Origin of the sequence: Saccharothrix violaceirubra (assembly GCF_014203755.1) — a bacterium.
GTDB lineage: Bacteria > Actinomycetota > Actinomycetes > Mycobacteriales > Pseudonocardiaceae > Actinosynnema > Actinosynnema violaceirubrum.
Genome location: NZ_JACHJS010000001.1, coordinates 1,920,686 through 1,939,542, shown reverse-complemented (window position 1 = coordinate 1,939,542; position 18,857 = coordinate 1,920,686). Strand labels below are relative to the sequence as shown.

The following is an 18,857-nucleotide window of genomic DNA, read 5'->3' as shown; positions in this document are numbered from 1 at the left end:
TGGGAAGACCACCCGAAGCGCGTCGTGATTTGATCGCGATCACACGTCGAGGGAGTCCCGCACCCGAGCCACCGCGGACCGCAATGTTGCGGCCCCCGGCCCGTGCTTGAGGACGTCCCGTGAGGTCGTCGGCAGCACCCCGGACAGGTCCGCGCCGAACAGCCGGCGCAGGTCCGCCACGGTCGCGCCCTGGGCGCCGAACCCCGGCGCCAGGACGGGTCCGCGCAGGTCGGAGAGGTCGACGCCGAGTTCGGCCAGCGTCGCGCCGACCACCAGGCCGACGTCGCCCAGCGGCTCGACGCCCGCGTTGAGCGCCGCCGCCTCGTCGACCACGGCCTGCGCCACCGACCGGCCGTCGGCAGCCGTCGCACGCTGCACGGACGCACCCTCCGGATTCGACGTCAGGGCGAGTGCGAACACGCCGCGCCCGCTCGCCGTCGCCGCCTCGACCGCCGGCGCCAGCGACCCGAACCCCAGGTAGGGGGACACGGTCACGGCGTCGGCCGCCAGGGGCGAGCCGTCGGTCAGGTACGCCGCCGCGTACGCGGCCATGGTGGAGCCGATGTCGCCGCGCTTGACGTCGAGCAGCACGAGCGCACCGGCCGCGCGCAATTCCGCGATTGCGCGTTCCAACACGGCCACGCCTTTCGAGCCGTACGCCTCGAAAAAGGCCGATTGCGGCTTCACGACCGCGACGGTGTCGCCCAGCGCCTCCGCGGCGGTCAGCGCGAACCGTTCCAGACCGGACACGTCGCGGGGCAGCCCCCACGCGTCGAGCAGACCCGGGTGCGGGTCGATCCCGACGCACAGGGGGCCGCGTTCGGCGATCGCGCGGTGCAGCCGCGCCCCGAACCTCACCGCTGCTCCCGCAGGGCCGCCTGGAGTGCCTGGAGGGGCCGCACGCCGATGTCGCCGCGGATGGCCGCCTCGATGCCGTGCACGGCCGCCGCCGCGCCCTGGATGGTCGTGACGCACGGGATGTCCCGCGCCACGGCCGCGGTGCGGATCTCGTAGCCGTCCACGCGCGGGCCGTGGTTGCCGTAGGGCGTGTTGATGATCATGTCGACGTTGCCCGCGAGGATCTCGTCGACGATGTTCTTCTCGCCCTCGAAGTGCTTGCGCACGATCGTGCACGGGATGCCGTTGCGCCGCAGCACCTCGGCCGTGCCCGTGGTCGCCAGCACCTCGAAGCCCAGGTCGGCCAGCCGCTTGACCGGGAAGATCATGGCCCGCTTGTCCCGGTTGGCCACGGACACGAACACCCGACCCGAGGTGGGCAGCGAGCCGTACGAGGCGGTCTGGGACTTGGCGAACGCGGTGCCGAACGCCACGTCGATGCCCATGACCTCGCCGGTCGACTTCATCTCCGGGCCCAGCAGCGAGTCGACGCCCTTGCCCTCCGGCGTGCGGAACCGGTGGAACGGCAGCACGGCCTCCTTGACCGCCACGGGCGCGTGCGGTGGCAGCTTGGCGCCGTCGCCGGTGGCCGGCAGCACGCCCTCGGCGCGCAGGTCGGCCACGGTCGCGCCGAGCATGATCCGGGCCGCCGCCTTGGCCAGCGGGACCGCGGTCGCCTTGGACACGAACGGCACGGTGCGCGAGGCGCGCGGGTTGGCCTCCAGCACGTACAGCACGTCGTCCTTGAGCGCGTACTGGACGTTGAGCAGGCCGCGCACGCCGATGCCCCGCGCGATGGCCAGGGTGGAGCGGCGGACGTTCTCGATGTCGGTCTCGCCGAGGGTGATGGGCGGCAGGGCGCAGGCGGAGTCGCCCGAGTGCACGCCCGCCTCCTCGATGTGCTCCATCACGCCGCCGACGAAGACCTCCTCGCCGTCGTACAGCGCGTCGACGTCGATCTCGATCGCGTCGTCGAGGAACCGGTCGACCAGCACCGGGTGCTCCGGGCTGACCTCGGTGGCGCGGGCGATGTAGCCGCGCAGGGTCTCCTCGTCGTAGACGATCTCCATGCCGCGACCGCCGAGCACGTACGACGGGCGCACGAGCACCGGGTAGCCGATCTCGTCGGCGATGGCCTTGGCCTGGTCGAACGAGGTGGCCGTGCCGAACTTGGGCGCGGGCAGGCCGGCATCGGTGAGCACGCGGCCGAACTCGCCGCGGTCCTCGGCCAGGTCGATCGCGCGCGGCGGCGTGCCGACGATCGGGACGCCCGCGTCCTCCAGCCGCTTGGCCAGGCCCAGCGGGGTCTGGCCGCCCAGCTGCACGATCACGCCCGCGACCGTGCCCGAGCGCTGCTCGGAGTGCACGACCTCCAGCACGTCCTCGAACGTCAGCGGCTCGAAGTAGAGCCGGTCGGAGGTGTCGTAGTCGGTGGAGACGGTCTCCGGGTTGCAGTTGACCATCACGGTCTCGTACCCGGCTTCGCGCAGCGCCATGGCCGCGTGCACGCACGAATAGTCGAACTCGATGCCCTGGCCGATGCGGTTGGGCCCGGAGCCCAGGATCAGCACCTTGGGCTTGTCGCGCTGCTCGACGACCTCGGTCTCGGCGTCGGGGTCGGACTCGTAGGCGCTGTAGTGGTACGGGGTGCGCGCGGCGAACTCGGCGGCGCAGGTGTCCACGGTCTTGTACACCGGCCGCACGCCCAGCCGGTGCCGCAGGGCGCGCACGCCGTCCTCGCCCGCGAGTTCGCCGCGCAGGGCGGCGAGCTGCCGGTCGGACAGGCCGGCGCGCTTGGCCTTGCGCAGCAGGCGCTCGTCGAGCACGGGCGCGGACTCGATCTCCCGGCGCAACCCGACCAGCCAGGCGATCTGCTCGACGAACCACGGGTCGATGCCGGACGCCTCGTGCACCTGCTCGATCGTCGCGCCCAGGCGCAACGCGCGGTCGACGGTGTAGAGCCGCCCGTCGTGGCCCGCGCCCAGTTCGGCGAGCGTCGCCTCCAGCGTGGTGTCCGGGTCCGGCGTGGTCCAGAAGCCGCCGGCCTTGGTCTCCATGGAGCGCAGCGCCTTGCCCAGCGCCTCGGCGAAGCTGCGGCCGATGGACATGGCCTCGCCCACGGACTTCATGGTCGTGGTGAGCGTGCGGTCGGCGCCGGGGAACTTCTCGAACGCGAACCGGGGCACCTTGACCACGACGTAGTCGAGCGTGGGCTCGAAGGACGCCGGGGTCTCGCCGGTGATGTCGTTCTGGATCTCGTCGAGCGCGTAGCCGATGGCGAGCTTGGCCGCGATCTTGGCGATCGGGAAGCCGGTGGCCTTGGACGCCAGCGCCGACGAGCGGGACACCCGCGGGTTCATCTCGATGACGACCATGCGGCCGTCGACCGGGTTGAACGCGAACTGGATGTTGCAGCCGCCGGTGTCCACGCCGACCGCGCGGATGACCGCGATGCCGACGTCGCGCATGTGCTGGAACTCGCGGTCGGTCAGGGTCATCGCGGGCGCGACCGTGACCGAGTCGCCGGTGTGCACGCCCATCGGGTCGATGTTCTCGATGGAGCAGACGACCACGACGTTGTCGTTGCGGTCGCGCATCAGCTCCAGCTCGTACTCCTTCCAGCCGAGCACGCTCTCCTCGATGAGCACCTCGGTGACCGGCGACTCCGCGAGGCCGGTGGCGGCCAGCCGCTCCAGCTCCTCGTGGGTGTGCGCCATGCCCGACCCGAGGCCGCCCATGGTGAACGAGGGGCGGATGACGACCGGCAGGCCCAGCTCGTCCACGGTGGCGCGGACCTCGGCCATGGTCTTGCAGACCGCGCTGCGCGGGACCTCGCCGCCGATCTCGCGGACCAGGTCCTTGAAGATCTGCCGGTCCTCGCCGCGCTGGATGGCGTCGATGTCGGCGCCGATCAGCTCGACGTCGTACTTCTCCAGCACGCCGCGCTCGTGCAGCGCGATGGCGGTGTTGAGGGCGGTCTGGCCGCCCAGGGTCGCGAGGATGGCGTCGGGCCGTTCGGCCGCGATGACCTTCTCCACGAACTCCGGCGTGATCGGCTCGACGTAGGTGGCGTCGGCGAACTCCGGGTCGGTCATGATCGTCGCGGGGTTGGAGTTGACCAGCGACACGCGCAGGCCCTCGGCCCGCAGCACCCGGCACGCCTGCGTGCCGGAGTAGTCGAACTCGCACGCCTGTCCGATGACGATCGGCCCGGAGCCGATCACCAGCACGTGCTTGAGGTCGGTCCTCTTCGGCATGTCGTCAGCGCCCCTCGGCCATCAGGTTCACGAACTCGTCGAACAGCGGGGCGGCGTCGTGCGGACCGGCCGCCGCCTCCGGGTGGTACTGCACGCTGAACGCGGGCACGTCGAGCGCGCGCACGCCCTCGACCGTGCCGTCGTTGGGGCAGTAGTGGCTCAGCAGCACGCGGCCGAAGTCCGAGGCGAACTCCTCGCCCGGCTCGCCCTCCAGCGCGAACCCGTGGTTCTGCGCGGTGATGGCCACCTTGCCGGTCGCCACGTCGATCACCGGGATGTTGATGCCCCGGTGGCCGTAGCGCATCTTGTAGGTGTCCCGGCCCAACGCGCGGCCGAGGATCTGGTTGCCGAAGCAGATGCCGAACAGCGGCACGCGACGGTCGAGCACGTCGCGGGTCAGCCCGACCGCGTGCGCCTGGGTCGCGGGGTCGCCCGGACCGTTGGACAGGAACACGCCGTCCACGCCGATCGAGGCGATGTCGTCGAAGGTCGCGGAGACCGGCAGGACGTGCACCTCGATGCCGCGCGCGGCCATCATGCGCGGGGTGTTGGACTTGATGCCCAGGTCGATCGCGGCGACGCGGAACCGGCGCTCGCCGACCGCCTCGACCACGTAGGACTCGGGCGTGGTCACGTCGCCGGCGAGGTCGGCGCCGGTCATCTCCGGACCGGCCAGCACGCGGGCGAGCATCTCCTCGGTGCTGCCCAGGTCGTCGCCGGAGAACACGCCGGCCCGCATGGCGCCGCGTTCGCGCAGGTGGCGGGTGAGCATCCGGGTGTCGATGCCCGAGATGCCGACGATGCCCTGGCCGACCAGCTCGTCGTCGAGCGGCCGCTTCGAGCGCCAGTTGGACGGCACCCGCGAGGGGTCGCGGACCACGTAGCCGGCCACCCAGATGCGGCGCGACTCGTCGTCCTCGTCGTTCCAGCCGGTGTTGCCGATCTGCGGCGCGGTCTGCACCACGATCTGGCGGTGGTAGGAGGGGTCGGTCAGGGTCTCCTGGTAGCCGGTCATGCCGGTGGAGAACACGACCTCGCCCAGGCTCGCGCCGATCGCGCCGTAGGCGTCGCCGCGGAACACGCGGCCGTCCTCCAACACCAGTGCCGCGTTCGTCATGCCGTGCCTCCCGGGTTCAGCGCGTCCACCCACTGCTCGTACACGTCCTTGTCGTCGCCCCGGAACCCGGTGTCGAGCACCCGGTCCCCGAGCCGCCAGCGCACGACCAGCAGGCCGTCCGCCGTCATCACCTTGCCCGCCAGACCCCGTGCGGTGCGGGCGCCCTCCACGTCGGCGACGGGAATCCACAGCGGGCTCGCGCCCGTGCGCTCGACCAGCACGCCGGTGTCGGTCAGCCGCAGCGTGGCCTCGGCGCGGTGGCCGACGTCGCCCACCGCGACCCGGTCCTGCCAGTCGTCGCCGAGGGTCGTGCCGACGTAGACGCCGGTCGTCTCCAGCATCGTGGTGCCGGTCGACGCGGGTGGCGCGGGGAACTCGGCCAGGAACGCGGCCTGCCGCCGCGCCCGCGCCTTCCAGCCGCGCCACATGCCGAACACGATCAACGCGAAGACCGCGAACACGGCCAGGGACAGCAGCACGCGGCTCATCCGGCGACCTGCCCGTCCCGGGCGGTGACCTTGCCGCGCAGCACGGTCGCGACGACCCGCGCGGGCAGTTCCATGCCCTCGAACGGGGTGTTCGCGGCGATGCTCGCGAGTTCGGCGCCCCGAACCGTCCACCGCGCGTCCGGGTCGACCAGCGCGAGGTTCGCGGGCTCGCCGACGGCGATCGGCCGGCCCTGGTCGGCCAGCCCGGCGATCGCGGCGGGCCGCTCGCTGAGCACGCGGGCCACGCCGCGCCAGTCGAGCAGGCCGGTGGCGACCATGGTCTCCACGACGATCGACAGCGCGGTCTGGAGACCGAGCATGCCGGGCCGCGCGGCGGACCACTCGCAGTCCTTGTCCTGCACGGCGTGCGGCGCGTGGTCGGTGGCGACGCAGTCGATCGTGCCGTCGGCCAGGGCCAGCCGGAGCTTCTCCACGTCGGCGGCCGTGCGCAGCGGCGGGTTGACCTTGTTGACCGGGTCGTAGCTGTCGAGGCGCTCGTCGGTCAGCAGCAGGTGGTGCGGGGTGACCTCGGCGGACACCGTCGTGCCGCGCGCCTTGGCCCACGCGAGCACGTCGGCGGTGCCGGCCGTGGACACGTGGCACACGTGCAGCTTCGCGCCCGCGTGCAGGGCGAGCAGGCAGTCGCGGGCGACGATCGACTCCTCGGCGGCGGCGGGCCAGCCCGCCAGGCCCAGGCGTGCCGCGTGCTCGCCCTCGTGCGCCTGCGCGCCGACGGTCAGCCGGGGCTCCTCGGCGTGCTGCGCGATCACCACGCCCAGCGCCTTGGAGTACTCCAGCGCCCGGCGCATGATCAGCGGGTCGTGGACGCAGTGGCCGTCGTCGGAGAACACCCGCACGCCGGTGCGGGCCATCGTGCCCAGCTCGGCGAGGCGTTCGCCCTTCAGGCCGACCGTGACCGCGCCGACCGGGTGCACGTCGACCAGGCCGACCTCGCGGCCGCGCCGGGCCACGTGCCCGACGACGACCGCGTTGTCCGCGACCGGGTCGGTGTTGGCCATGGCGAACACGGCGGTGTACCCGCCGAGCGCGGCGGCGGCCGAGCCCGTGGCGATGGTCTCCGTGTCCTCGCGGCCGGGTTCGCGCAGGTGGGTGTGCAGGTCGACGAAACCGGGCAGCAGGATCGCGCCCGCGCCGTCGACGATCTCGGCGTCCGCGCCGTCGACGGTCCCGATCGCCGCGATCACGCCGTCGCGGACCAGGACGTCGACGGGGTCACCCTCGCCGTAGGGTCGGACACCCTTGAGGACCAGGGTGGTCACGCGGTCTCCTCCTCGTGGGCCAGCAGGTGGTAGAGCACGGCCATGCGCACGTGCACACCGTTGCGCACCTGGTCGGTGATCGCGGCGCGGGGCGAGTCGGCGACCGCGCTCGCGATCTCCATGCCGCGCAGCATCGGACCGGGGTGCAGCACGACGGCGTGCTCCGGCAGCAGCCGCAGGCGGTTCTCGTTCAGGCCGTACGCGATCGAGTACTCCCGTGCGGACGGGAAGAAGCCCCCATGCATTCGTTCGGCCTGGACGCGCAGCAGCATCACGGCATCCTGCCCGGGCAGGATCGAGTCCAGCTCGTGCGAGACGGAGACGCGCCAGGTCTCGACGCCCGTGGGCAGCAGCGTCGGCGGTGCGACGAGCGTCACGTCGGCGCCGAGCGCGGTCAGCAGGTGCACGTTCGACCGGGCGACCCGGCTGTGCAGCACGTCGCCGACGATCGCGATCCGCCGGTCCCTCAGCTCGCCGAGGCGTTCCCGCAGGGTGGCCGCGTCGAGCAGGGCCTGGGTGGGGTGCTCGTGCATGCCGTCGCCCGCGTTGACCACGGACGTCCCCGCCTCGCGCAGCCACCCGGCGAGCCGGTGCGCGGCGCCCGAGGCCGGGTGGCGGACGATCACGCAGTCGGCGCCGGCGGCGGCCAGGGTGAGCGCCGTGTCGCGCAGCGACTCGCCCTTGGACACGCTGGAACCCGACGACGAGACGTTCACCACGTCCGCGCTCATCCACTTGCCCGCGATCTCGAAGCTGACCCGGGTCCGCGTCGAGTTCTCGTAGAACATCGTGATCACGGTCCGGCCCCGCAGCGTGGGCAGTTTGCGCACCTCACGGCCCTCGAGCGAGCGCTTGAGGGTGGCGGCGGTGTCCAGGATCGCGGTGGCCTGGGCGGGGTCGATCCCCTCGGTGGTGAGCAGGTGCTTCACCGCAGGACCACCCCGTCGCGGTCGTCGAACTCGCGCAGCAGCACGTGGACCTCCTCGGACCGGGCGGTCGGGACGTTCTTGCCCACGTAGTCCGCACGGATGGGCAGTTCGCGGTGGCCGCGGTCGACCAGGACCGCGAGCTGCACCGCACGGGGACGGCCGAGGTCGCGCAGCGCGTCGAGAGCGGCGCGGATCGTGCGGCCGGAGAACAGGACGTCGTCGACGAGCACCACGAGCCGGTCGTCGATGCCGCCGTCGGGCACCTTCGTGGCCGCCAGCGGCCGCGTGGGGCCTCGGCGCAGGTCGTCGCGGTAGAGCGTGATGTCGAGAGTGCCGACCGGGACCTCACGGCCGCTGAACTCGCCGATGAGCCCACCGAGACGGACCGCCAGCGGCGCTCCCCGGCTCGGAATCCCCATCAGGACTACTTCGGGTGCGCTCGGTGCATCAAGAGCGGTCTTCTCGATGATCTGATGGGCCATTCGGGCGACGGTGCGCGCGACGTCGCCAGCCGAGAGGAGCTCGCGCTCTCCGGCCGGGTCCGTCGCACCACGTTGACGTGGCGCCACGGCTGGACCTCCTTCCCCGCCTCGCCGGACGGGTCCTTAAAGGACGTCGGACACCCGGTTGAGACCGGGCTGACCAGCACCGTATCAGGCTTTCATCGTCAATCTTCCGGGTGGTCCGAGTGTCCTCCCCCACCTGTCCCAACGAGATCAGCTTGACCTGGTGACCACGGAGAGCAATCATTACTCTGCGTATTGATCTAAGCCTCCCCGCGGCAGTCCCCTACCGGCTGACGGGGCGAATGAACGGAGAACCGCCACATGGGCGACTACGCCAAGGCGCTGGGGGCAAAGCTCCGCGCGATCCGCCAGCAACAGGGCCTGTCTTTGCACGGCGTCGAGCAGAAGTCCGGCGGTCGGTGGAAGGCCGTCGTCGTCGGCTCCTACGAGCGCGGCGACCGTGCCGTCACCGTGCAGAAGCTGGCCGAACTCGCCGACTTCTACGGGGTCCCGGTCGCCGAGCTGCTGCCGGAGGGTCGGGTGCCCTCGGGCGCCGAGCCCGCCACCAAGATCGTCATCAACCTGGAACGGCTGCAACAGCTGCCCGCGGAGAAGGTCGGACCGCTCGCGCGGTACGCGGCCACCATCCAGAGCCAGCGCGGCGACTACAACGGCAAGGTCCTGTCCATCCGGACCGAGGACCTGCGCTCCCTGGCGATCATCTACGACATGACGCCGGGCGAGCTGACCGAGCAGCTCATCGACTGGGGCGTCCTGCCTCCCGAGGCCCGACCGGCCAAGGAGGACTGAGCCGGCGACCGCCGAGGCCGCACCCGGTCGTCGGCGGCGCGGTACGGGGGTGCCTGGTTCGGGGTACCCCCACCCCGGTGGCACGGGCGCCGGGGGACGTCGCGAGGACCCGGCCGCACGTGTCGGACGACGTCGGGCATGCCGGAGGCGTGGAGGGACGACCACGCCGTCCGGTTCCCGTGTACGCGAGAAAGCCGTGCCCCCGCGGGGACACGGCTCTTCGTCGTGCGTGGGCTCCTAGAGCACCGCGCGCAGCCGGTCGGCGATCATCGCGATCCGGCCGAGTACGCCGTTGACGAACCGGGGCGAGTCGTCGGTGGACAGGCCCTTGGCCAGCTCCACCGCCTCGTCGATGGCCACGGCGTCGGGCACGTCGGCGGCCCACAGCAGCTCGTACAGGCCGACCCGCAGCACCGCGCGGTCCACGGCGGGCATGCGCTGGAGCGTCCAGCCCTCGGCGTGCTCGGAGATCAGGTCGTCGATCCGCGCGCGGTTGGCCGTGACGCCCTCGACCAGGCCGATGGTGTAGTCGTTCACCGGCGGGACGTCGGCGGAGCCGACGCGGTCCGCCAGGAGGGTGACCGCGTCGACACCCCGCAGGTCGGCCTCGTAGAGGACGTCGACGGCGCGTTTGCGGGCCTTGCTGCGTGCGCCCATCTCAGCCGTTCACGCGGCCGAGGTAGCGACCGTCACGGGTGTCGACCTTGATCTTCTCGCCGGTCGTGACGAACAGCGGCACCTGGATCTCCGCGCCGGTCTCCAGCGTGGCGGGCTTGGTGCCGCCGGTGGAGCGGTCGCCCTGCAGGCCCGGGTCGGTGTGCTGGATCACCAGTTCGACGCTGGTCGGGAGTTCCACGTAGAGCGCGACGCCCTCGTGGACCGCGACGACCGCCTCCTGGTTCTCCAGCATGTAGTTCGCCGCGTCCGCGACGGTCTCGGCCGGGACGTTGAGCTGCTCGTAGGTGTCGCCGTCCATGAAGACGAAGTCGGAGCCGTCCTTGTACAGGTAGGTCATGCCCCGCTTGTCCACGGTGGCCGTCTCCACCTTGGTGCCCGCGTTGAAGGTCTTGTCCACGACCTTGCCGGACAGGACGTGCTTCAGCGTGGTGCGCACGAAGGCGCCGCCCTTGCCCGGCTTGACGTGCTGGAACGCGGTGACGGTCCAGAGCTGACCGTCGAGGTTCAGCACCAGGCCGTTCTTCAGGTCGTTGGTGGTGGCCACGGGTGGGCTCTCCTGTTGCGTGTGAGGGCGGCCGGCGATCCGATCCACCGACCGGACCGGCGATCCGACTTCAGACGACCACTAGCTCTTTGGTGGTCAGGGTGAGGAGCTCCGGGGCGCCTTGGCGCACCACGAGCGTGTCCTCGATGCGGACACCGCCCTTCCCGGCCAGGTATACACCGGGCTCGACGGTGACCGCCATGCCGGGCAGAAGTGTACCGGCCCCCGCCTTCGACAGTGCCGGAGCCTCGTGGATCTCCAGGCCGACGCCGTGGCCGAGGCCGTGGAGGAAGTGCTCGCCGTGCCCGGCCCGGTCGATGACGTCCCGGGACGCGGCGTCGACGTCGGCCAGGGCGGTGCCGGGCACCAGCGCGGCCCGGCCGGCGGTCTGCGCCGAGGCGACCAGGTCGTACAGCTCGCGCTGCCAGTCGTCGGCCCGGCCGACGACCAGCGTGCGGGTCATGTCCGAGTGGTAGCCGCCGACCAGCGCGCCGAAGTCGAGCTTCACGAGGTCGCCGGGGCGCACGACCGCGTCCGTCGGCCGGTGGTGCGGCACGGCCGAGTTCGGGCCGGCGGCGACGATGGACTCGAACGACGGCCCGTCGGCACCGTGGTCGCGCATGAGGTTCTCCAGGTCGCGCGCGATCTCCCGCTCGGTGCGGCCGGCGCGCAGCCCGCCGTGCTCGATCAGCCCGGCCAGCGCCCGGTCGGCCGCCGCGCACGCCATCCGCAGCGCCTCGATCTCGGTGTCGTCCTTGACCAGCCGCAGTTCCTCGACGACGCCGGGCGCCCGCCGGAGTTCGGCGCCGTCCGCCGCCCCGGTGAGCGCGTCGAGCCCTTCGACGGTGACGTGCCCGCTCTCGTACCCGAGCCGGACCCGACCGGCCCGCTTGACCAGGGCCACGTCGCAGGGCCGCTCGATCAGGCGTTCCAGGTCGGGGACCTGGTGCGCGGACTGGGTGGTGTAGCGGCCGTCGGTGCAGAACACCGTCGACGTGTCCGAGTCGGCCGAGACCAGGAGCGCGCCGTTGGACCCGGTGAACCCGGTGAGGTAGCGGACGTTGAGCAGGTTGGTGACCAGCAGGGCGTCCAGGTCCCGGTCGCGAAGGGTGGCGCGCAGGGCGGCGCGGCGGGTTGAGTACGGCATGTCCGCAGCCTAGAACGCCCTGCCCCGCCCGGCGGGTCGTGACGACCCTCGACCTGAAGGCCCCGCCCCGTTTCCCGTACGACCACCCGGCAGGTCGCGAAGGCCCGCTCGGCACACCGGTGTCGCGACGATCCGCCGGCGCGACTCCCCCACTTCGACCGGCACGGTCAGCGCAGGAGGTCGCGGACGGGTTGGTAGCCGTCCCACGTCTGCTTGGACACCGCCGTCACCGTCGAGCCGTTGAGGGCCGCGATCTCCTCGGCGTCCACCAGCCACACCTTCTTGTCGTCGCCGAGCACCAGGCCGACCGTGCCGTCGGGCGAGCGGACCGCCTTCGCGCCCGCCGGGATGCGGGCCTTGACCGGGAGCTTGTCGACGATCGCCGGGCGGTGGTCGAGGACCTTCGTCGCGAGCCGGTCGGTGACCGAGCGGCGTTCGATGCGCACGACCTGGCCCTTGAGCACGAGGTCGACGGTGTTCTCCGGCGAGGGGACGGCGAAACCCTCGAGCGCGGCGGCGGCCCGGGTCGTGGCGCAGCCGGGCGCCTCGGCGACGTCCAGGCCGAAGTGGGTGAGGTCGGTGGGCGCACCGGCCCGGCCGTCTACCGTGGCGCGCACGACGTCGAACGCGATCCGGCCGCACGGGTCCTCGTCGGACACCGGGACCAGGCCGTGCGGGGTGCGGACCAGGCCGGGACCCTCGCGCCACGGGCCGGCGACGTGGACCCTGCCGTACGGCTCGGCGGTGAAGTCGCGGTTCCAGAAGGTCAGGGTGGTGCCCTGCTCGGTCTCGTGGGCGATGACGAACGCGTCGAGCGCCGGGACGAACGACAGGTCGGCCGAGAACGCGTCGACGACCGACCGTTCGCGCGTCGAGTGGGCGTCCTCGACCTTGTGGAAGCCGTTCGGGCCGAGCGCCTCCACGCCGGTGAGGAACGTGGCGACCTTGGAGCGGAGCACGAACTGGCCGGCGCCGTTCCACCCGGCCGCCTTGCCGGTGGTGTCGGTGAACATCAGGTAGAACCAGCCGTCGAGGTAGAGGACGGACGGCTGGCCGGCGCCGTAGGTGTTCTCGCGGGTGGTGTCGTAGGAGGGGCTGACGATCGGCTTGCCGTCGGCCGCGCGTGCCCACGTGAGACCGTCGGTGCTGGTGGCCACGCCGATCGCGTTGCCGTGCGCGTGCTCGCCGGCGGCGCCGGTGTAGTACAGGTAATAGGTCGGGCCGACCTTGATCACCGACGGGTCGCAGGTGTGCTTGCCGTCGAAACCGGACGTGCTGCCGGACAGCACGGGGATCGCCGAGCCGCCGCCGGGTGCGGAGAACGGGCCGTCGGGCGACGTGCTCTCGGCGTAGAGCAGGTCGTCGCCGGCCGGGGCCGCGTAGCCGAGCTGGCTGCACCACCACATCCGGTACCGACCGTTCTCCAGGAGCACGGTGGGCCCGTAGTTGTAGGGCGAGTCGCCGCCGCCGTCCGCCACGATGCCCGAGCGGCGGTCCCGGTCGGTGGTGAGCACGACGGACGCGGGCTCGGGCGTGGCGACGGCGGGCGGTGACGCGGACGTGCCGGTCGGGCCGGCTTTCCCGCTGTCGGGCCCCGGCTCGGCGACACCGGGCGAACAACCCGCCACGACGCCGACCACGACGAGGAACCCGAGCAACCGCACCGCTCCCCGGTAGGAGCTGGGCATGCCGACGGTCTCTCCACTTCTGAAGCGGAAATGGGGTTACCGGGAGGACGCTCAGCCCCGGATTTCGTTCAGTGTAGAGAAATCCTCACTCGATCGGGCGAAGACGATCACGATAGTCGGCCCATATCGGCAACTCCGATGACACCGGGTGTTCCAACCCGCCGCGACGTGGGACAAGCCCCCGCACCGGAACGCCCGCGACTCGGTACGAACGCCGATCGACGTGCCCGCCGACGAACGGAACCGACGGTCCGCGACCGGAAGACGGGCAGAAGCCGCGCATGGTGGATAGGGGAAGCCGGACGGCGGCAGATCGCCCGAGGACGCATCTCCAGGACCCGACACCGACCCGCCGCCTTCGGCAGCGACTGCCGGGAATGGCACTTGCCGAGCCCGAGCCCGAGCCCGGACAGGATCGAACCCGGACAGGGTCGAGGTCGGACAGGGCTGGGCAGCTTCCGGGCGAGACCTCCCGGAGAGACCCTGGGTCGCGGTTTCCGGGAGCAGGTTCCGGGGCGGCTTCCGTGCGGTCGCCCGACGAGGTCGCCCGTGCCTGTTGCCGAGGCGTCTCCCGCGAGGGTCCTCCGGGATCTCCCGCGCGGTTCGTCAAGACGCCCCCGGCAGGGATCGCCCTGAAGCAGCTCGCCGATTCCGGGCAGCTCGCCGGGCGGGCGGTGTCCGGTCGGTTCCGGTCAGCCGGTCTTCCGGTCGGCCACCCAGTTCAGGGCCAGCACGTAGCCGCGCACGCCCAAGCCCGCGATGACGCCGTCCGCCACCGCCGAGATGACACTGGTGTGCCGGAACTCCTCGCGCTTGTGCACGTTCGAGATGTGCACCTCGACCAGCGGCGCGACGAGCTGGGCGCAGGCGTCGCGCACGGCGATCGAGTAGTGGGTCCACGCGGCCGGGTTGAGGACGACGGGGACGGCCTGGTCGGCGGCCTCGTGCAGCCAGCCGACCAGCTCGCCTTCGAAGTCCGTCTGGCGGACCTCGACCTCGATGCCCAGGTCCCGACCCGCCGACTCGCACAGGGCCACCAGGTCGGCGTACGTCGTGCGGCCGTAGACGTCCGGCTCGCGCAGCCCGAGTCGGCCCAGGTTCGGGCCGTTGAGCACGAGCACCTTCACAGCAGCACGCTCCCACCGGCGCGGCCCTCGGTCGCCACGGCCGAGTACGCCGCCGCGATGAGCGACGGGTCCGGTCCCTCCAGGCGGCCGGGCTTGGCCAGGCCGTCGAGCACCACGAACCGGAGCACGCCGGCGCGATTCTTCTTGTCCGAGCGCATGCCCTCGAGCAGCTGCGGCAGCGCGTCGGGGTCGTACGAGGTCGGCAGGCCCAGCGCGGTGAGCACGCCGCGGTGGCGGTCGGCGGTGGCGTCGTCGAGCCGACCCGCGAGCCGGGCCAGTTCGGCGGCGAACACCAGGCCGACGCTGATCGCCGCCCCGTGCCGCCACCGGTAGCGCTCGCGCCGCTCGATCGCGTGGCCGAGGGTGTGGCCGTAGTTGAGGATCTCCCGCAGCGACGATTCGCGCAGGTCCGACGACACCACGTCCGCCTTGACCTGGATCTTGCGCCGGACGAGTTCGCCGAGCACGTCACCGGCCGGGTCGAGCGCGGCGGCCGGGTCGGCCTCGATCAGGTCGAGGATGACCGGGTCGGCGATGAAACCGCCCTTGACCACCTCGGCCATGCCCGCGACGAGTTCGTTGCGCGGCAACGTCTCCAGCGTGGCCAGGTCGACCAGCACCGCCGTCGGCTCGTAGAACGTGCCGACCAGGTTCTTGCCCGCGTCGGTGTTGATACCGGTCTTGCCGCCCACGGCCGCGTCGACCATGCCGAGCAGCGTGGTGGGCACGTTGACCAGCTTCACGCCGCGCATCCACGTCGACGCCACGAACCCGGCGAGGTCGGTCACCGCGCCGCCGCCCAGCCCGATGACGGCGTCGGTCCGGCTCAGCCCGATCTGCCCGAACACGTCCCAGCAGTACCCGGCGACCCGCAGGTCCTTGCCGTCCTCGGCGTCGGGCACCTCGACCCGGTGCGCGTCGATCCCGGCGGACGCCAGTTCGGCGCGCACGGCCTCGGCGGTCTCGCCGAGCGTCGCCGTGTGGATGATCGCCGCCTTGGCCGTGCCGCTCAACGTCGCGACGAGATCACCCAGCAACCCGCGACCGACGATCACGTCGTACGGCCGCTCGGCAGCAACCCGGATGCGCACCGGCTCGCCCATCACCACTCCCCTGTCGTCGATCCTGTCGTCGTCACCCATCGCGGATCCACCGTCCCGCACGCCCTCCGGCACCGGCGTGCCGGACACGCCGACCCGTCCAACTTCCCACACCCGGCCCGGCACACATCACCGGACGCCGCCCGGCCAGGTCCCGTCCGGACCCGGCGACCACCCGGACGAACCGGCCGACCACACGACACCGGACCGGACCGATCCGCCGGACCAGACCTGCCTGGACCGACCGGGCAGACCCGACCGAACCGAACCGGGCTGGACCCGACCGAACCGGACCAGGCTCGGCCCGACCGGCGTCCGGTCGACCATCGCTCACCGGACCGCTGTCCACTCGACCGTCGCCTGGAGTCCTGTCCCACTCGACCGCCGCCCGGGTTCCTGTCCGGCCGGGCTCCCGGGCTCGGCTCGGACCATCGGGCGCCCGTGCCGAGGACCCGGTCAGGGGTGGGCGGCCAGGATCGCGGTCACCACCTGCTCGGGTTCCAGGTCGTCGGTCAGGACCTCGACCGTCGCGACCTGCCGGTAGAGCGGAAGGCGGGCGTCGAGCAGCGTCTTGAAGGTGGCGCGCGGGTTCACGCCGGCCAGCAGGGGGCGGGCGGTGGACAGGCCGGTGCGGCGGACGCCCTCGGCCATGCCCACGTTCAGGAACACGACGGTGTGCTCCTGGAGACGCTCCCTCGTCGTGGCGGACAGGACGGCACCACCGCCCAGGGCGAGGACGCCGTCGTGGGTCGCGAGCCCGTCGGCGACCGCGTCCTCCTCCAGTGCCCGGAAGGCCGGTTCGCCCTCGGTGGTGAAGATGTCGGAGATCGGCTTGCCCGTGCGGGTCACCACGTCCTCGTCGGTGTCGCGGAACGGCAGCGCCAAGCGTTCCGCGAGCAGCTGCCCGACCGTGGTCTTGCCCGCTCCGGGCGGGCCGAGGACCACGAACCGGGGACTCACAGGCCCTCCCAGCGGGCTTCCAGCCCGGCCAGGTACGCGGCGACGTTGCGCCGGGTCTCGTCGATCGAGTCGCCGCCGAACTTCTCCAGCGCGGCCTCGGCCACCACGAGCGCCACCACCGACTCCAGCACCACGCCCGCACGCGGCACGGCGCAGACGTCCGAGCGCTGGTGGATGGCGACGGCCGGCTCTCCCGTCCGGACGTCCACAGTGGACAGTGCACGCGGGACGGTCGAGATCGGCTTCATGGCCACGCGCACGCGCAGTGGCTCGCCGTTGGTGATGCCGCCTTCCAGACCGCCCGCGCGGTTGCTGCGACGGGTGACGCCCTTGGGTCCGGTGCCCCGGTCGATCTCGTCGTGCGCCTCGCTGCCCCAGCGCTCGGCGGTGGTGAAGCCGTCGCCGATCTCCACGCCCTTCATCGCCTGCACGCCCATGAGCGCGCCTGCGAGCCGCGCGTCCAGGCGCCGGTCCCAGTGCACGTGCGAGCCCAGGCCCGGCGGCAGCCCGTAGACGATCACCTCGATGACGCCGCCGACCGTGTCACCGGCCTCTTTGACGGCCTCGACCTCGGCGACCATGGCCTCGGTGCCACGCGCGTCGAACGCGCGGACGGGACTGGCGTCGATCGCGGCCAGGTCGCCGGGACCGGGCTGCGCGGCGTCGGCCGGGGTCTTCGCCTTGCCGATGGACACGACGTGGCTGAGCACGTCGGCGTCGAACACCTGCTTGAGGAAGTGCCGGGCGACCGTGCCCAGCGCGGTCCGCGCCGCGGTCTCCCGCGCGCTGGCGCGTTCGAGCACCGGCCGGGCCTCGTCGAAGCCGAACTTCTGCATGCCGGGCAGGTCGGCGTGGCCCGGCCGGGGCCGGGTGAGGGCCTCGTTGCGACCGGTCGGCTTGAGCAGCGCCGGGTCGACCGGGTCGGCCGACATCACGGTCTGCCACTTGGGCCACTCGGTGTTGCCGATGCGCACGGCGACCGGGCCGCCCTGCGTCAGGCCGTGGCGGACGCCACCGAGGATCTCGACCTCGTCGGCCTCGAACCCCATGCGCGGACTGCGCCCGAAACCCAGGCGCCGCCGCTCCAGTTGGGCGGTCAGGTCGGCAGTGGTGACCTCCACCCCGGCGACCATGCCTTCCAGCACGGCGACCAGGGCCGGGCCGTGGGACTCCCCAGCGGTGATCCAGCGCAGCACGACCGGAATCCTTTCACAGCGTTCACAGGGCGGACGGACAGGTCGGCACGGCCGGCGACCGTCCCGCCGGAGTGCACACCGGCGGGCGCGGACGGTCACCGGAATTACCGACCACCGGACCGTACCGGAAATTCCGGGAGCACACCACGACATCGCTTCCGAGGAATTCGGTTCACCCGATCAGGAGAAATACTCGAACCCGTCATTCATTGATGCATAATCCCAGCTCAGGAGAGACTCCGGACACCTTGAGCACAAGTGCTACCACAGCCGGAAAGATTCGGGAATTATCACTATGGAAACGAAGTGTTTTCAGCGACCGGCCGTGGATCAGGTTTTTTGCGCGAGTCGGCGAACAGTGGCGCGGATCATGCCCGTCGAACGACGGCTTCGTGGCCGTGCGGAAGACCGTTCGCGCTCGCGGGCATATCCGAGGTACGCGGCGATCCGGTCCGGGGCGCGTTCGACGCCCCGCTGGCGGGGCGGGGCCCTGACCGGTGATGCGGGTGGTCGTGTCACCTACCGGACGGTCGGGGCAGGCCGCGCGTAGCCGGTCGGGAACATGCCGCGATGACCGCCCGGACCGGCGGTGAGCCGGGCGACGAGGACGGCGTCGCGTCTCCCGCCTCGGCCCCCTCCTGCCGTGGCAAGTCCTGCCGACCGGGTCGGACGGAGCGGCGAACCCGGGGGACGACGTGTTCGAGGCCGCGGCCACCCGGTCCGGGGCGGACCCGCCCTTGATCGACGTCGCCGCGGCGTCGGGCCAAGGGTGGCGCCGACGTGGGCGGCCGGGGCCCGGAGGACTTGACGCCCGTGGCGTCGCCGATCTCGCGCGGGATGCGGGCCGCGGTCCGACTCCGGGGGCAGGACCCGGCGAGAGGGTGCGCCATCGCGGGTCCGACCGGCCTCGGTGACGACGTGTCCGGGTTGCGGGAGAACGGTTTTCGGGCTGTCGTCCGGATGGGGTGGCATGGTGTCGGAGGTCGCGATGCCGGGAACGGCCTGTCGGTCCCAGTGCGGCGAGGATCGCGGTGACCGGCATGGCGCCCGGGCGGGGTGGACGGCGGTGGGCAGGCCGCGGATGCGGGTGGTCACGCCGGGCGGGTCGTCGTCGAGACCGACCGACACGTCGA

16 protein-coding genes are annotated in these 18,857 nt (G+C 72.2%); 1 reads left to right on the top strand and 15 read right to left on the bottom strand.

Going from position 1 to position 18,857, the window contains the following annotated elements:
* Nucleotides 1-39 precede the first annotated feature (39 nt).
* The 7 genes from pyrF to pyrR are packed head-to-tail and all read right to left on the bottom strand — an operon-like array spanning nucleotide 40 to nucleotide 8,537.
* Entirely contained in the window at nucleotides 40-858 is an 819-nt protein-coding gene (gene pyrF, locus F4559_RS09710; protein WP_184667743.1) for an orotidine-5'-phosphate decarboxylase, read from the bottom strand.
* Nucleotides 855-4,154 (bottom strand): carbamoyl-phosphate synthase large subunit, encoded by a 3,300-nt coding sequence (gene carB, locus F4559_RS09705; protein WP_184667741.1) that lies wholly within the window; start codon nucleotides 4,152-4,154, stop codon nucleotides 855-857. Before carB ends, pyrF begins: the two co-directional genes overlap by 4 nt.
* Nucleotides 4,155-4,158: 4 nt before the next feature.
* Nucleotides 4,159-5,271 (bottom strand): glutamine-hydrolyzing carbamoyl-phosphate synthase small subunit, encoded by a 1,113-nt coding sequence (gene carA, locus F4559_RS09700; RefSeq protein WP_184667733.1) that lies wholly within the window; start codon nucleotides 5,269-5,271, stop codon nucleotides 4,159-4,161.
* The gene (locus F4559_RS09695; RefSeq protein ID WP_184667722.1) at nucleotides 5,268-5,759 is read right to left on the bottom strand and encodes a PH-like domain-containing protein; all 492 of its coding nucleotides are present in this window, start codon (nucleotides 5,757-5,759) and stop codon (nucleotides 5,268-5,270) included. The genes carA and F4559_RS09695 overlap by 4 nt, the downstream gene beginning before the upstream one ends.
* Entirely contained in the window at nucleotides 5,756-7,039 is a 1,284-nt protein-coding gene (locus tag F4559_RS09690) for a dihydroorotase (RefSeq protein WP_184667720.1), read from the bottom strand. Before F4559_RS09690 ends, F4559_RS09695 begins: the two co-directional genes overlap by 4 nt.
* Entirely contained in the window at nucleotides 7,036-7,968 is a 933-nt protein-coding gene (locus tag F4559_RS09685; RefSeq protein WP_184667718.1) for an aspartate carbamoyltransferase catalytic subunit, read from the bottom strand. The genes F4559_RS09690 and F4559_RS09685 overlap by 4 nt, the downstream gene beginning before the upstream one ends.
* On the bottom strand, nucleotides 7,965-8,537 hold the full coding sequence (pyrR, locus tag F4559_RS09680; protein ID WP_184667715.1) for a bifunctional pyr operon transcriptional regulator/uracil phosphoribosyltransferase PyrR: 573 nt from the start codon (nucleotides 8,535-8,537) through the stop codon (nucleotides 7,965-7,967). Before pyrR ends, F4559_RS09685 begins: the two co-directional genes overlap by 4 nt.
* A 258-nt stretch (nucleotides 8,538-8,795) precedes the next feature.
* Between pyrR and bldD the strand changes: the two genes are divergently transcribed.
* Nucleotides 8,796-9,284 (top strand): transcriptional regulator BldD, encoded by a 489-nt coding sequence (bldD, locus tag F4559_RS09675; RefSeq protein WP_015103676.1) that lies wholly within the window; start codon nucleotides 8,796-8,798, stop codon nucleotides 9,282-9,284.
* A 237-nt stretch (nucleotides 9,285-9,521) separates the two neighbouring features.
* On the opposite strand, the gene nusB is transcribed toward bldD, so the two are convergent.
* The 8 genes from nusB to aroC form a co-directional block, all read right to left on the bottom strand.
* Complete coding sequence (gene nusB, locus F4559_RS09670) at nucleotides 9,522-9,941, bottom strand: transcription antitermination factor NusB (protein ID WP_184667713.1); 420 nt, start codon at nucleotides 9,939-9,941, stop codon at nucleotides 9,522-9,524.
* Between the two features lies 1 nt (nucleotide 9,942).
* Nucleotides 9,943-10,506, bottom strand: a complete 564-nt coding sequence (efp, locus tag F4559_RS09665; RefSeq protein WP_184667711.1) for an elongation factor P — start codon at nucleotides 10,504-10,506, stop codon at nucleotides 9,943-9,945.
* Between the two features lie 70 nt (nucleotides 10,507-10,576).
* Nucleotides 10,577-11,653 carry a M24 family metallopeptidase gene (locus F4559_RS09660; protein ID WP_184667709.1) on the bottom strand — a complete coding sequence of 359 codons (1,077 nt, stop codon included), beginning with the start codon at nucleotides 11,651-11,653 and terminating at the stop codon, nucleotides 10,577-10,579.
* A 167-nt stretch (nucleotides 11,654-11,820) separates the two neighbouring features.
* The gene (locus F4559_RS09655) at nucleotides 11,821-13,341 is read right to left on the bottom strand and encodes a glycoside hydrolase family protein (protein WP_184667707.1); all 1,521 of its coding nucleotides are present in this window, start codon (nucleotides 13,339-13,341) and stop codon (nucleotides 11,821-11,823) included.
* A 692-nt stretch (nucleotides 13,342-14,033) separates the two neighbouring features.
* Nucleotides 14,034-14,468, bottom strand: a complete 435-nt coding sequence (gene aroQ, locus F4559_RS09650; RefSeq protein WP_184667705.1) for a type II 3-dehydroquinate dehydratase — start codon at nucleotides 14,466-14,468, stop codon at nucleotides 14,034-14,036.
* Entirely contained in the window at nucleotides 14,465-15,571 is a 1,107-nt protein-coding gene (gene aroB, locus F4559_RS09645) for a 3-dehydroquinate synthase (protein ID WP_184675611.1), read from the bottom strand. Before aroB ends, aroQ begins: the two co-directional genes overlap by 4 nt.
* Nucleotides 15,572-16,024: 453 nt before the next feature.
* Nucleotides 16,025-16,528 (bottom strand): shikimate kinase, encoded by a 504-nt coding sequence (locus F4559_RS09640; protein WP_184667703.1) that lies wholly within the window; start codon nucleotides 16,526-16,528, stop codon nucleotides 16,025-16,027.
* On the bottom strand, nucleotides 16,525-17,724 hold the full coding sequence (gene aroC, locus F4559_RS09635) for a chorismate synthase (protein WP_184667701.1): 1,200 nt from the start codon (nucleotides 17,722-17,724) through the stop codon (nucleotides 16,525-16,527). Before aroC ends, F4559_RS09640 begins: the two co-directional genes overlap by 4 nt.
* Nucleotides 17,725-18,857: the final 1,133 nt, after the last annotated feature.